Source organism: Mangrovibacterium sp., assembly GCF_059905295.1.
In genome coordinates this window covers 1-13757 of sequence record NZ_JBZQJF010000101.1, presented here as the reverse complement: position 1 = coordinate 13757, position 13757 = coordinate 1, and the positions used below count along the sequence as shown (strand labels likewise).

Genomic DNA, 13757 nt, shown 5'->3' with positions numbered 1-13757 from the left:
CTCTTCGAACTAAAATTGGCCCTCCATTCCACCAGGGAGCAGAAACCAAAAAGCTGTTATGAGTCGTGAGTTGCGCAACTTGAAACCTGAAACCTGGAACTTGAAACTTGGAACTTGGAACCTGGAACCTGAAACTTAGAACTAAGAACTCAGAACGGATAACCAATTGCAAAGTTGAGGTTAAAGTGATTGTGGTTCAGCGGGTAATTACCCCAGATAAACCGTTTACCGGCGGGCAATGACGGATCACGCATCTTCAGGCCTAAGTCGAAACGAAAAATGAAATAGTTAAAGTCGAAGCGTAAACCGGTGCCTGTTCCAATGGCAATCTGCTTATAAAATTGATTAAACTTAAACTGTGCTCCGTCGCGGTTGTCCTTCGAATTGATGGCCCAAATATTACCGGCATCCAAAAAGAATGCACCTTCGATGAAGCTCACCAACCGGAAACGGTATTCGAGGTTACCTTCCAGCTTAATATCGGCCGACTGGTTCGGATAGGCATCTGTCGGTGCCTTATAAGTACCTGGTCCAAGTGTACGCACCTGCCAGGCCCGGATTCCATTGGCACCTCCACCGAAATATTTCTTCTCGAAAGGTAACACATCGAAGTTTCCGTAAGGTAAAGCAACACCCAGAAAAGCACGCGAAATAACAATGTTAGACTTGTCGAACCGATAGCCGTAGCGATACTCAAAGTCTGTTTTCAGGTATTGAGCATATCGGTTGTTAAAAACCCGGTAGTAACTAATGGTGTCGCCGGTATCTTCATCTGTCGTCACATACCTGGACTTTCCACTCAACTTGGTTATGGCCGACAACAGGTTGCCTGCCGATTCAATCGACCATTTAAAATAATGGTACGTATTATCCTTCTCCGTATTCTGCGTATTATCGACCAAAGCATAACTCATCGCCATAATCAAGTGGTCGGTAAAACTACTCTTGATGTAAAGGTCCTTAATGGAACTGATAAAATCCGCATTAAATGCTGACAGGTTCACATAGTTCCAGTCAAAAATGTTCAGGTAGTTGGTACGGAACGGTTGACTTTTCCACACATAGCCAAAACGTATGTTGGTAATCGTTCGGGTATAATCCGGCCGTCGCTGATAGTTATAACCAGCTGAGAGTACCGTCTTCGGAATCTGGTAATTAAAAAACCGTTCTGCCTTAAAGGGCGTAAAGAACTTCGGAATGGTAAGCGAAGTTTCCAATCCATATTCCCGCGTGTTAAAGCTGAGCGCCTTTTCCGAGATCAGTGCTTCCTGCCGTTCCCAGGCACTTTTGAGCGTTACATTCAGAATTTCAGCGCCATGAAAAAGATTCAGATGCTGATAATTCAAATTTCCGGCTATCCCCAGGTTCCCCGACGAGTTGGTTCCTTCCACCTCAACAGAGAAGCCCTGCCGTGGCAATGGCGACAGTTGAATATTACAGTCGAGCACTCCAATGGAGTCATTACCCAAATCAGGAACCTGCTCAAAGTCCAGGTTAACCAATTGAAATTGCTGCAACTGACTTAATGAACGGAAGGTTCGCTCAGCTGTCCGAAGCGAATAATAAGTGCTATCCTTCATTCGGTTCAAATTCTCCAGCAGCTTAGGCTTATAGCGTAACTTATCCTTGTAGATAAAGGTGTAGGGAGGCTCAAAAATGGTATCATAGGGAGTTTCGGCTGTCTCGTCGGTCAATTGCGGAGGAACAAAATTGGTATTGAACCGGTAATTACGAAGCACAAATTTCCGATGATGCTTCACGCTGTCCGATTTTTGGTTTAGGTCGGCATCAGCAATCTCAATTTTCAAATCAACTTGTTTGTTGCTCAATGCCGTATCGGCCAAAAACTGAATATGATCGGGAGCAAAAGTGTAATAACCATGATTCTTCATGATCGTTGCCAGTCGGGTTCGTTCAGCATTCAGCTGGTCAACATCGAAAATGTCGCCAACCTTAACCGTTTGTTCCGCCGTGTCCGCATAAATCAGCGGTGCTATTTTCGGATCGTCAATCTGATAGGTATAAGTTTTCAGCCGGTAGGGAGTCCCGGGAACAATATCGATCTTCAGATCGACCTTGCGCCGCTTTTCATGCACAATGACAGTATCCGTTACAACAGCATCGTAGAAACCTTTATTGCGCAGATAAACCTTCAAATGCTGCAAGGAGCGTTGAGTCTGAAAATCCTGGTAAATAACCGGAGCTTCCCCAATCCGTTTAAACCAGTCGTTCGATTTATTCTTCGACGACAAATTATACATGGCCAGGTTAAACTTGAAAAAACCCAGGATCGACAAGTTTTCCCGTTGTCGAATCTGCTTTTTCAGTTCCTCCTTATTAATTTCCTTATTGTTTACAGTGATGTTAACATCATTAAGCAGGTAACTCCCCTGGGGGACAAACCGGGTTGCCGAGCATGCCGACAAAAGCGCAAGCACTGCCACAAGCCATGTCCGTTTAAAATATATCTGCCAATTATGATGCATAAAATTGATCCCTGTATCTGTTCTTTTCAATGAGGCTGTAATTTTCCAAAGATGGAAAGATTTTTGCAAACGACCTGCTCCTGTCCAATTATTTACACGATCGATCCTCCACACAAAAATAATTACTCCGGGAGGCTTACAAATCTTTCAGGCTTTATATTTTTACCAATCGAATGTAAATTTCATTCATGCTAAGCAAAAACAAGATTAAATATATCCAGTCGCTCGCGCGCAAAAAGAACCGCGATGCAGAACAGGTTTTCCTGGTTGAAGGCGATAAAATGGTTGCCGAAGCACTCGATTCGGGACTAACAGTTCGTTTACTATGCGCTACGCCGGCTTTTTTTGATGCGCAGCCACAGCTAGCCAAAATAGCCACCGAAATCATTGAGGTGGATGACAGCGAACTGCGCAAAGTGAGCCTGTTGCAATCACCGCAAAATTCGTTGGCAGTGGTTGAGATGCCTATCGTTCGTTATCCGGAAGAAGAGCTGGGGAACAAGCTGAGCCTGGCCCTCGATTTCATTCAGGATCCCGGTAACATGGGCACCATCATCCGACTGGCCGACTGGTTTGGCATTGACGAAATCTTATGCTCGGCAAATACCGTCGACTGTTACAACCCGAAAGTAATCCAGTCCAGCATGGGGGCCATTTTCCGGGTGAAGATCCATTATCTCGAATTAGCACCTACCCTAAAGGCACTCAGTCAAAAGGGACTTCCTGTTTACGGGGCTTTTCTCGAAGGCAAGAATATTTACAGCCAATCTCTGGATGCGAAAGGTGTTTTGGTAATGGGCAACGAAGGAAACGGTATCAGCCCCGAAGTTGAAGCGGTAATTACCGACAAAATTCATATCCCATCCTTTGCGACCAATGGTGCCGGCAGCGAATCGCTGAATGTTTCGATGGCCACAGCCGTTTGTTTGTCCGAATTCAGAAGACGATCAATCGGCCAGTAGTTTGGCCTTCAACAATTCCAGTTGTGCCAGAAAATCAGCAACAGGCGCGATGGTTGCCAAATCATTTTCATTCTGTCCATAGCGAATGGTATGCGTTTGATCGCCAAGCCGAACGGTCACCCAATAATCAGTACCATCGGCACAAACATAGCAGGTATTGATATCGATTTTGCAGAAGGTGTCGAAATCCAGGCTCGAAACCAGTTGGTTCCAATCGTCAGCCAGCACTTCTCCTTCTTTGTTGATCGATTCCGGCTCGGGAAAACTAGTGCCGTAAACATACGAAAACTGATCGTTACTGATGATCAGCGAATCGCATCCGGCTCCCCAACCAGCGATGAAACCCGAAGAAATAACGAGCTCTTTACCGGCATAATAGGCCTCATCCAAAACCGGATCTTCGGAACAGGCCGTAACTAAAATCAAGGAAACCAACAGGGTGAAAAGCGTTCTCATAAAAATTGTATTTAACTGTTAGATCGGAAAAACACTCAAAGGTTGCTTCGAAAACCGATCGTTTTTCAATATCTATTGAAGATAAAACGACAGATCGGAACACCTAAAAAACTCGGCGATTACTCAAAATCATTCAACCGCTTTTACTTTTTACAGAAACGCTCTCACTTTTGACAAAACCGCACCAACTTTTCATTCAACCGCACTCACCTTTCACAGAACCGCTGCTACTTTTCATTCAACCGCTACAACTTTTCGCAGAAACGCTGTCACTTTTCACAAAACCGCGCGGTTCTGTCATTTGAGATAGCGGTTCTGCCTTTTTCAGAGCCGGTTGAAAGCAAAGAGATCCGATCTCTTAAAAAAGATCGGATCTCTCTGGAACTATAATAAGGCTTTTCGCCAGTAATATATTAAGCTAAAGAAAAAGCCATCGTTTAGGAACGTACTACCGTAGCTTTTCGGCAAGCACATCAGCGCAGCGCTCACCGTCAATCGCCGACGAGGCAATACCTCCGGCATAACCGGCACCCTCGCCACATGGATAAAGGTTTTTAATGCGGATATGCTCCAGCGTATCTTCGTTGCGGGGAATACGCACCGGCGATGAAGTACGCGACTCAACACCCACCACAACTCCCTCGTTCGTATTAAACCCGCGGGCTTTACGATCCATTTGCTGAATACCTTCCCGCAAACGCGAGCTGATCCGTTTGGGTAATTTATCGTGTAAGGCTGAAGAAATTAATCCCGGATGATAAGATGTTTCCGGCAGGTCGGCCGACTTCCGCCCCGCCACAAAATCGCTGATGCGCTGTGCCGGAGCAAACTGGGTGTGTCCGTTCAACTGGAAACACAACTGCTCAACCGACTTCTGAAATTCGAGGCCGGCAAAAACACCATAGTGCTGAAACTCGCGCAAATCTTCGGGATGAACCTCAACCACCAAACCTGAATTGGCAAATGGTGAATTGCGTTGTGAAGGCGACATGCCATTAACCACCAGCTCGCCCGGAGCTGTAGCAGCAGGAACAATAAATCCGCCCGGGCACATGCAGAAAGAATACACGCCGCGATCGTTTACCTGCTCGACAAACGAGTAAGTTGCTGCCGGCAAATACAGCCCGCGGTTGGGTTGGTGATATTGAATGGAGTCGATCAACGGCTGCGGGTGCTCAATACGCACTCCTACAGCAAACGACTTGGCCTCGAGGTTAACTCCGTTTCGGTAGAGCATTTCATAAATATCGCGTGCCGAGTGGCCCGTGGCTAAAATCACCGCTGCACATTCAACGCGCTGACCATCGTTCAGCACCACACCACGACATTCACTGTCCTTCAGAATCAAATCGGTAACGCGGCTGTTGAAATGAATCTCACCACCACTTGCCAGAATTTGTTCGCGCATGCGGGCAATCACCCCCGGCAACTTATTGGTTCCGATGTGTGGGTGTGCATCAATCAAAATCTGCGGATCGGCACCAAACTGCACCAAAACCTCAAGGATCTTCTCAACACTTCCGCGCTTTTTGGAACGGGTGTACAACTTGCCGTCTGAGAAAGTTCCTGCTCCGCCTTCGCCAAAACCATAGTTCGAATCCGGATCGACCAAATGCTCGCGGTGAATTTTCGCGATATCGCGTTTGCGATCGCTCACATTCTTACCACGTTCGAAAATGATTGGTTTATACCCGTGTTCGATCAGGCGCAAAGCTGCAAACAAGCCGGCCGGGCCACTACCAACAATGCCAACAGGAGTTTTACCCGCAACATTTCCGTACTCGTAGGTTTTATACTCAGCTTGTGGTTCTTCACCCAAATAGACAGCGACTCCCAAATTAATTTTAATCTGGCGCTGGCGGGCATCAATCGAACGACGACGAACGACGATAGCAGTAATCTCTTCGGGGTCAACACCTAGTTTTGACGCGATAACCGGTCGATAAAAAGTTTCATCGGATGCCTGCTTTGGCGATAACGATAAGTTGAAATCTTTCCTCATTCAAAATCAAATAACTAAACCGCAAAAGTAGGATAAAAGCTGAAAAATGAGGTATTAATTATTCGAAATGGAAACTCAGCGTGAAGATATGGGAGTAAAGGCTCTTGATCGCGTCGGAATAATAAGTGCGTTGTTCCTTTGGCTGATCACCTACCAAATTATTTAAACCGATACTAACTTTGAATTCCGTTGAAAAGCGGAAAAAACGCAAATAGCTGTCCAACCCGACACCGGCTTCCAGGAAGTAAGTGCCTCTTTTAGGCTGCAGCAAATCATCCTCTCCCGTCTTTGAAATATCGAGCCGATAGGCAAAGCCGCCAATAATATAGGGACGCTGATTGTTGAGCCGGCTCGACTTGTATTTCACCAAAACAGGTAAATCAATATAGGTGGACTTTATACTCACATATTGGATATCGGTATTTCCGCCGTAAATGTCGTAAACAGGTAAGTATTGGCCGTTCTTAGTATACACCAAACGACGCTCGCCAAAAGAAAGGCCGGGCAACAGGCGAAGGTCAAAATATTCTCCCAGGCGAATGTTCGTAACAACACCAACAGTCAATCCCGGGTTTAAAGTGGCAATATCCGAACGAACGGTATCAGCCGCAGTAACTTCACCACCATCGGCATTATTCCAAACCTTTTCACTAAACTGAGGATTATTTCCAATGGGTGCCCAATGCGACAAACGGAAGTCCTGAACGTTCATTCCCAACGAAAAACCAAAGTGAATCTTTTTATTATCGAAGTTTGTTAGATTCAAGACATGAGGCTTTTGGCCGAAACCCGTCAGGCCAAGCGTCATAAATACGATGATGAATAGTTGTTTTTTCAAAGGATACACGTTTGCATTCTTATTCAAAACAAGAATTTGTCTAAAATATTGTTCAACCTGTATTGAAAAGAAGATTTACACCGGTCAGTATTTGAAAATACCCAATAAATTCACTTCGTTCTTTATTGGGTCCCAAATATCTACCGGCATAACACCATCGACTTTTACGGTGTAAACGAGTACATAAAAAGGTATTATTTCCGTCCCAGGTAGATGGTCGCAATTCCCACAGTCAACCGCCACTGGCGGCTCTCGGCAAAACCTGTTTTCTTCAGAATATTCAGGAAATCCTGATCATCAGGAAAGGCCATCACCGATTCGGGCAGATAGCTGTAAGCCGATGCATCTTTGGAGATCAGTCCCCCTAAGCGCGGCAAAATGTGAAAGAAATAAAACTTATAAAGCTGTTTAAACGGGAAGTATTTCGGTTTCGAAAACTCAAGAACAATGGCTACCCCACCCGGCTTCAGTACCCGGTGAAACTCCTGCAAGCCTTTTTCCAGGTTTTCAAAGTTCCGCACTCCAAAGGCCACGGTTATCGCATCGAACGAAGCATCGTCGAAAGGCATATTTTCGGAATCGCCTTTCCGGAAACTGATCAGGTGATCCAGCTTCAGCTTTTTCACCTTCTCGGCACCTACCTTAATCATTTGTTCCGAAAGATCGAAACCAACAATCTTTTGGGGAGCAATTTTCGAGGTCGCAATGGCAAAATCGCCGGTACCACTGGCAACATCCAGCACACTTTCAGGCTGATAGCCTTTCAAAATACGAACGGCTTTCTTTCGCCATAAATTATCAATACCCAAACTCAGAAAATGATTCAGGAAATCATATTTGGGAGCAATATTGTCGAACATCTGCTCGACCTGCTGCTTTTTATTTTTCTCGGAACCCTGATACGGAGATACAGTCATTTAAGCTAATGGATTCATTTTATCAATAAAACCGAATGATTCGTCATCAATCCGGATTTCACCACGGGTAATATGTCCCAAGGTGAAGAAGGGCATTTTCGTTGTTTGCATGTAGTCCACAAAATCATCGGCTTTTTCCTGCGGCACACCCACGATCAGGCGCCCCATGGCCTCGCCAAACAAAAAGGCATCGCGTCGAATTTCAGCATCCGTGGTAATATCGAAGCCTAAACCAACCGGCATGCCGGCACGCATCATCGAGAAGAACAAGCCTCCTTTTCCCACCGGGCTGGCCGAAGTAATCAGGCCTTTCCCGATCAACCCACACATTACCTCGTGCAACTTCACTTCCACATCCAGGTCGAAAACCGGCAGTGGCGAGTCTCCTACTTCATGGTAAAACTCCAGGTATTCCGACGAGTTGATACATTCGTACGACTTACCTAATACGAAAATATTATTCCCTTTCGCTTTAAACTGGTGCGTTAATACTTTCTCTTTATCCTTCACACTTCCCATCATGCTAATAATGATGGTTGGCAAAACCGGCCCGTGATTCGAGAAATAGTCAAAACGAATCTTGCGGTCCGACACCTTAATTCCGAACTTTTCGGCTGCATTCTCCAGGCCCTTTTTGGCTCCGGAAGCAATAAACTGTCCATTCGGATCAGCAATATTAATATGGTAAAGGAATGCACTAACAGCTTGAGGTTTCGCTCCAAAACAGATCATCCGGCGGGCTGCACGACTGATCAAAATCTCAGTGGCCTTCTTGGGGTCGCGTTCCAAATGATGATGGAAAGCATGCGTTGTCATCGACATCAGCTCTCCACTGTCAGTTGTAAAAATACCGGCATCATCGGTATCATCGCTTGCCAGACTTTCCAATTGGACACCTTCGTCACTAAAATCGTTAAAATAGTTTACCGGGGCCAAATTCGGATTCACCATTAGGTTAAAAACAATTTCATGAATATCTTTGGGCTCTTCAATCTGATCGATTGAGAATACCTCTTTATTTTCAGTCACTTCAGCCATAATGGTTTTGTTTTAAAGCGTATATAATAGATAACAAAAATAGTCAAGTAGATGACTTTTCCATAGTGTTTGGAAATTTTAATTTACCTCTGACCAATTCAATTCAAGTAGATATGACAAAAAAAATTGCCTTAATTACCGGAGCAACAGCAGGAATCGGACTGGAATCAGCCCGGATACTGGCAAAAAACAGCTTCGACTTGATCTTGACCGGCCGTCGTGCTGAACGGTTGGAAACCATCAAAAAAGAATTAGAAGAAAACGGCGTCCAGGTTCTTTGTCTGAACTTTGATGTTCGCGTAAAATCGGAAGTGGATGCCGCTTTGAAATCTATTCCTGCTGAATGGCGCAAAATTGATTTATTGATTAACAATGCAGGTCTGGCTGCCGGAATAGACCCTGTTGCCAGTGCTGATGTTGCCGACTGGGAACAGATGATCGACACCAACGTGAAAGGCTTGCTGTACATCACCCAACCGGTATCGAAATGGATGATTGAGCAACAAAAAGGACACATCATCAACTTGTCGTCGATTGCCGGCAAAGAAGCTTATCCAAACGGATCGGTTTATTGCGGAACAAAGCATGCCGTTTCTGCCATCAGCAAAGCCATGCGCATTGAGATGGCTCAACACAATATTAAAGTGAGCACCATCTGTCCGGGAGCTGTCGAAACTGAGTTCTCGCTGGTACGCTTCAAAGGCGACGAGTCCAAAGCCGCAAAAGTGTATGAAGGGTTCGACCCGTTAACAGCTAAGGATATTGCTGAAACCATCTGGTTCATGGCTTCGCGCCCGGCCCATGTCAATATTGACGATCTGCTGATTATGCCGACAGCACAAGCTTCGGCCCGCGATTTTGTACGTAAATAGGAATGTGTAACGAGTCGTGCGTAATTCGTAAAGAAAGAAAAGCTGAGGTCATCCGAAACCTGATGCCCAATAGCAAACAAGATTTAAGAATCTAACACATTTTGTTACTCACGACTCCTGTATAACCGGAATAAAAATGACGATATCTGCATCATACTTAAAAGAATTTACCAAACAGGTATTTTTAAAAATGGGTTGCCCCGAAGCGCAGGCAGAGGTTGCAGCCAACTGTTTAAACCAAGCCGATTTGCGCGGTGTTGACTCGCATGGTGTTGCCCGACTGAGCGGTTACATTCGCTTGTGGGAACAACAACGTTTGAACGCGACACCCAACATGAAGATCGTGCACGAAACACCATCAACAGCCGTGCTGGACGGTGACCTGGGCCTTGGCCTCGTTACGGCTCCTGAAGCAATGCGCATCGCGATGGAAAAAGCCAAAACTGCCGGTAGTGGCTGGGTGGCTGTGAAAAACTCGAACCACTTTGGTATCGCCGGTTTTCATGCTATGCTTGCCCTGGAAGAAGATATGATTGGTTTTGCCCTGACAAATGCGAGCCCTTTGGTATCTCCTACTTTCTCAAGAAGCCGCTACCTGGGAACAAACCCCATTGCCGTAGCTATCCCGGCTGCAACCGAGCCACCGCTGGTGATCGATATGGCGACAACCACCGTTGCTAACGGCAAGCTGGAAGTATTACAGCGTAAAGGTGAAGAAATGCCAACCGGCTGGGCACAGGACAAAGACGGTAATGCAACTACCGACCCCACCATTTTGAAACAAGGCGGATCGATGTTGCCACTGGGAGGCGATCGCCAGCATGGTGGACACAAAGGCTACTGCCTGGGCTCCATGGTTGATATCTTCTCTGCTGTTCTGTCGGGTGCGAACTATGGCCCCTGGGTACCTCCGTTTGTGGCCTTCCTCGATCCTCCGGCAAACCCGGTAGGCGAAGGTATCGGTCACTTTGTTGGTGCATGGCGGGTTGATGCCTTCCGTCCGGCTGACGAGTTTAAAGCGCACATGGACAACTGGATCAAAACCTTCCACAATGCTGAAGTGGCCGAAGGACATGAACGCGTATTAGTTCCGGGTGACCCGGAGCGAGAAATGACAGCAGAACGCTTAAAAAACGGAGTTCCCGTTCAACAGGCTGTTATCGAAGACCTGAAATCACTGGCTGATAAATTCGGCTTGACATTCGATCCGAAATAATTCAACGCAACGATAAACGATCTGAAAGGCTTCCAATAAGGGAGCCTTTTCTTTTTACCACTACTCCTGCCGTCACCTTCCAATAGCATATATTCGGCCTGTTTCAAGCTCTTCCGGGTAATTCTAAAAGCTTAATATTTCTTTTACTCCGTTCACTTGTAATTTATTGTAAAATACCAGAACTTGTAAGTAAGTGAGATAGATACCAATTATCCACAATCAAAAAATTCAATTAACCCTTGATTTTAGTTCTCGTAATTGAGGGTAGTATCTAAACTTAAAATTCTCAATATGGACAATCAAACACAAGCTCAGAGCAATGGTGAAAGCAAATGCCCTGTTACCGGCCATATCGGCTCGCACACTTCAGGCGGAGGAACTTCCAACAAAGATTGGTGGCCGAATCAATTAAATCTGAATATTCTTCGGCAAAACTCATCCTTGTCAGATCCAATGGGAGAAAAATTCAACTACGCGAAGGAATTTAAAAGACTGGACCTGGCTGCTGTAAAAAAAGATCTAAAAAAACTAATGACCAACTCTCAGGAATGGTGGCCGGCTGACTTTGGACACTATGGTCCTTTCTTCATTCGGATGGCCTGGCATGCCGCCGGAACTTACCGAACAGGCGATGGCCGTGGTGGTGCCGGTGCCGGTCAGCAGCGCTTTGCCCCCCTGAACAGTTGGCCCGACAATGTGAGCCTCGATAAAGCACGTCGTCTGATTTGGCCCATCAAACAAAAATATGGCAGAAAGATTTCCTGGGCCGACCTGATCATCCTCACCGGTAATGTTGCCCTGGAATCCATGGGTTTCAAAACATTTGGCTTTGGCGGAGGACGTGAAGATGTTTGGGAGCCCGAGCAGGATGTGTATTGGGGTGCTGAAAAAGAGTGGCTGGCAACCAGCGAAAAGCCGGACAGCCGCTACGAAGGAGAACGGGACCTGGAAAACCCGCTGGCAGCTGTCCAAATGGGATTGATCTATGTGAACCCGGAAGGGCCGGACGGTAATCCTGATCCGCTTGCTGCCGCTAAAGATATCCGGGAAACTTTTGCCCGCATGGCGATGAATGATGAAGAAACCGTTGCCCTGATTGCCGGTGGACACACCTTTGGGAAAACCCACGGTGCCGGTGATGCTGCCCATGTGGGTCCCGAGCCCGAAGCAGCACCAATGGAAGAGCAAGGTCTCGGCTGGAAAAACAGTTTTGGCTCCGGCAAAGGTGGTGACACCATTACCAGTGGACTGGAAGTTACCTGGACTGACACTCCAACAGAATGGAGCAATTATTTCTTCGAGAACCTGTTTAAATACGAGTGGGAATTGACAAAAAGCCCGGCAGGAGCTCACCAATGGGTGGCCAAAGATGCTGATGATGTGATTCCGGATGCCCACGATTCTTCGAAAAAGCATAAGCCAACGATGCTGACGACCGACTTATCGTTGCGCTTCGACCCGATCTATGAAAAAATTTCACGCCGCTTTTATGAAAATCCGGAAGAATTTGCCGATGCTTTTGCCCGTGCCTGGTTTAAATTAACTCACCGCGACATGGGGCCACGTGCCCGTTATCTGGGACCGGAAGTTCCCAAGGAAGAATTAATCTGGCAAGACCCGATTCCGGCAGTCAAGTACAAGCTGATCAGTTCGGGCGATATCAAAGACCTCAAAAAGAAAATACTGAAATCAGGCTTAACGATCCCTGAATTAGTTTCTACAGCCTGGGCTTCAGCCTCAACATTCCGGGGTTCCGATAAACGTGGTGGTGCCAACGGTGCCCGCATTCAACTGCCCCCGCAAAAAGACTGGGACGTCAATCAACCGGAACAACTAGCCAAAGTGCTGGAAGTACTCGAGAAGGTGAAAAAAGGTTTCAACAAAACCAACAAAAAGAAAAAGGTTTCACTTGCCGACCTGATTGTCCTGGCAGGCTGTGCCGGGGTTGAAAAAGCAGCTAAAGATGCCGGTGTCAGAGTGAGAGTTCCCTTTACTCCGGGACGTGCTGATGCCTCACAGGAACAAACCGACATCGAGTCCTTCGCGGTATTGGAACCCATTGCTGATGGCTTCCGCAACTACCTGAAAGGGAAGTATACTGTCCCGGCAGAGAAACTGTTGATCGACAAAGCACAATTGCTGACCTTAACGCCACCGGAATTAACCGTACTGATTGGAGGTATGCGTGCACTCGATGCCAACTTCGATCATTCGAAACATGGCGTGTTCACCGATAAGCCCGGTACGCTGACCAACGATTTCTTTGTAAATCTGCTCGACATGAACACAATTTGGAAACCGACTTCAGAAGAGCGTGAGCTGTTCGAAGGGCACTGCCGAAACTCCGGCGAGCTGAAGTGGACTGCCAGCCGCATCGACCTGGTATTCGGGTCCAACTCCGAGCTGCGTGCATTGGCTGAAGTTTACGGTAGTTCCGACGCGAAGAAAAAGTTTGTCAAAGACTTTGTTGCTGCCTGGAACAAAGTAATGATGCTCGACCGGTTTGAGCTTAAATAAATCGGATTAAACGAAATAGCAAAAAAAAAGCTCCGATCTCTACCTTGAGATTGGAGCTTTTTAGTGGTTAATCTTTCAAGCGGATAGCCAGCATCTCGGCCGTCGCGCAAAGCGTACCATTGGCTGTCAGGGTCAGATCGACCCAGGCTTTACGACCTTCGAGACTACGAAGTTTACCTTTCAATTCCAGCTCAACGCCCATGGGTGTCATGGCTTTGAAGTCAACTTTCAAGGAAGCAGTCACACACCGAACCGGAATTGGTGCCTCCATCGGGATGTTTTCAGCCTGGCAGATAAAAGCAGCTGCCGATCCGGTTCCATGGCAATCGAGCAACGAGGCGATTAAGCCGCCATACACACTTCCGGGAATCGCCGTATATTGTTCGCCAGGCGTAAAATGGGCAATGGTCTCGTCCCCCATGAGATAAGTTTTCAACTGAAATCCGTTGGGGT

General features: G+C 46.6%; 11 protein-coding genes. 4 read left to right on the top strand and 7 right to left on the bottom strand.

Features of this window, described 5'->3' with window-relative positions; all coding sequences use genetic code 11:
- Positions 1 to 149 precede the first annotated feature (149 nt).
- Complete coding sequence (gene tamL / locus AC37HE_RS05445; RefSeq protein ID WP_500781776.1) at positions 150 to 2444, bottom strand: translocation and assembly module lipoprotein TamL; 2295 nt, start codon at positions 2442 to 2444, stop codon at positions 150 to 152.
- Between the two features lie 230 nt (positions 2445 to 2674).
- Here tamL and AC37HE_RS05440 point away from each other — a divergent pair, with 230 nt between their 5' ends.
- Complete coding sequence (locus AC37HE_RS05440) at positions 2675 to 3448, top strand: TrmH family RNA methyltransferase (RefSeq protein WP_500781775.1); 774 nt, start codon at positions 2675 to 2677, stop codon at positions 3446 to 3448.
- Here the strand turns inward: AC37HE_RS05440 and AC37HE_RS05435 are convergent.
- From AC37HE_RS05435 to AC37HE_RS05415, 5 genes are all read right to left on the bottom strand, one after another.
- A complete protein-coding gene (locus AC37HE_RS05435; RefSeq protein ID WP_500781774.1) occupies positions 3434 to 3904 on the bottom strand; it encodes a hypothetical protein in 471 nt (156 codons plus the stop codon). The genes AC37HE_RS05440 and AC37HE_RS05435 overlap by 15 nt on opposite strands.
- A 448-nt stretch (positions 3905 to 4352) precedes the next feature.
- Positions 4353 to 5906 carry an NAD(P)/FAD-dependent oxidoreductase gene (locus AC37HE_RS05430; RefSeq protein ID WP_500781773.1) on the bottom strand — a complete coding sequence of 518 codons (1554 nt, stop codon included), beginning with the start codon at positions 5904 to 5906 and terminating at the stop codon, positions 4353 to 4355.
- Between the two features lie 58 nt (positions 5907 to 5964).
- Positions 5965 to 6744: a type IX secretion/gliding motility protein PorT/SprT gene (porT, locus tag AC37HE_RS05425; RefSeq protein ID WP_500781772.1), complete on the bottom strand. Its 780-nt coding sequence runs from the start codon at positions 6742 to 6744 to the stop codon at positions 5965 to 5967.
- Between the two features lie 194 nt (positions 6745 to 6938).
- The gene (gene ubiE, locus AC37HE_RS05420; RefSeq protein WP_500781771.1) at positions 6939 to 7661 is read right to left on the bottom strand and encodes a bifunctional demethylmenaquinone methyltransferase/2-methoxy-6-polyprenyl-1,4-benzoquinol methylase UbiE; all 723 of its coding nucleotides are present in this window, start codon (positions 7659 to 7661) and stop codon (positions 6939 to 6941) included.
- Complete coding sequence (locus AC37HE_RS05415; protein ID WP_500781770.1) at positions 7662 to 8699, bottom strand: AIR synthase-related protein; 1038 nt, start codon at positions 8697 to 8699, stop codon at positions 7662 to 7664.
- Between the two features lie 113 nt (positions 8700 to 8812).
- Between AC37HE_RS05415 and AC37HE_RS05410 the strand changes: the two genes are divergently transcribed.
- The 3 genes from AC37HE_RS05410 to katG all read left to right on the top strand — a co-directional run bounded on the left by AC37HE_RS05410 (position 8813) and on the right by katG (position 13304).
- Positions 8813 to 9571, top strand: coding sequence for an SDR family oxidoreductase (locus AC37HE_RS05410; RefSeq protein ID WP_500781769.1), 759 nt, complete (start codon positions 8813 to 8815; stop codon positions 9569 to 9571).
- A 136-nt stretch (positions 9572 to 9707) separates the two neighbouring features.
- Positions 9708 to 10787 (top strand): Ldh family oxidoreductase, encoded by a 1080-nt coding sequence (locus tag AC37HE_RS05405; RefSeq protein ID WP_500781768.1) that lies wholly within the window; start codon positions 9708 to 9710, stop codon positions 10785 to 10787.
- A 291-nt stretch (positions 10788 to 11078) separates the two neighbouring features.
- The gene (gene katG / locus AC37HE_RS05400) at positions 11079 to 13304 is read left to right on the top strand and encodes a catalase/peroxidase HPI (protein WP_500781767.1); all 2226 of its coding nucleotides are present in this window, start codon (positions 11079 to 11081) and stop codon (positions 13302 to 13304) included.
- 67 nt (positions 13305 to 13371) lie between these two features.
- Here the strand turns inward: katG and AC37HE_RS05395 are convergent.
- A partial coding sequence (locus AC37HE_RS05395) for a PaaI family thioesterase (RefSeq protein WP_500781766.1) occupies positions 13372 to 13757 on the bottom strand: 386 nt, incomplete at its 5' end.

What these genes read in the sequence shown, in the direction of transcription:
- AC37HE_RS05440 (WP_500781775.1), top strand. Translation starts at nt 2,675, where the DNA reads ATGCTAAGCAAAAACAAGATTAAATATATCCAGTCGCTCGCGCGCAAA.
- AC37HE_RS05435 (WP_500781774.1), bottom strand. Translation starts at nt 3,904, where the DNA reads ATGAGAACGCTTTTCACCCTGTTGGTTTCCTTGATTTTAGTTACGGCC.
- AC37HE_RS05430 (WP_500781773.1), bottom strand. Translation starts at nt 5,906, where the DNA reads ATGAGGAAAGATTTCAACTTATCGTTATCGCCAAAGCAGGCATCCGAT.
- ubiE (WP_500781771.1), bottom strand. Translation starts at nt 7,661, where the DNA reads ATGACTGTATCTCCGTATCAGGGTTCCGAGAAAAATAAAAAGCAGCAG.
- AC37HE_RS05415 (WP_500781770.1), bottom strand. Translation starts at nt 8,699, where the DNA reads ATGGCTGAAGTGACTGAAAATAAAGAGGTATTCTCAATCGATCAGATT.
- AC37HE_RS05410 (WP_500781769.1), top strand. Translation starts at nt 8,813, where the DNA reads ATGACAAAAAAAATTGCCTTAATTACCGGAGCAACAGCAGGAATCGGA.
- AC37HE_RS05405 (WP_500781768.1), top strand. Translation starts at nt 9,708, where the DNA reads ATGACGATATCTGCATCATACTTAAAAGAATTTACCAAACAGGTATTT.
- katG (WP_500781767.1), top strand. Translation starts at nt 11,079, where the DNA reads ATGGACAATCAAACACAAGCTCAGAGCAATGGTGAAAGCAAATGCCCT.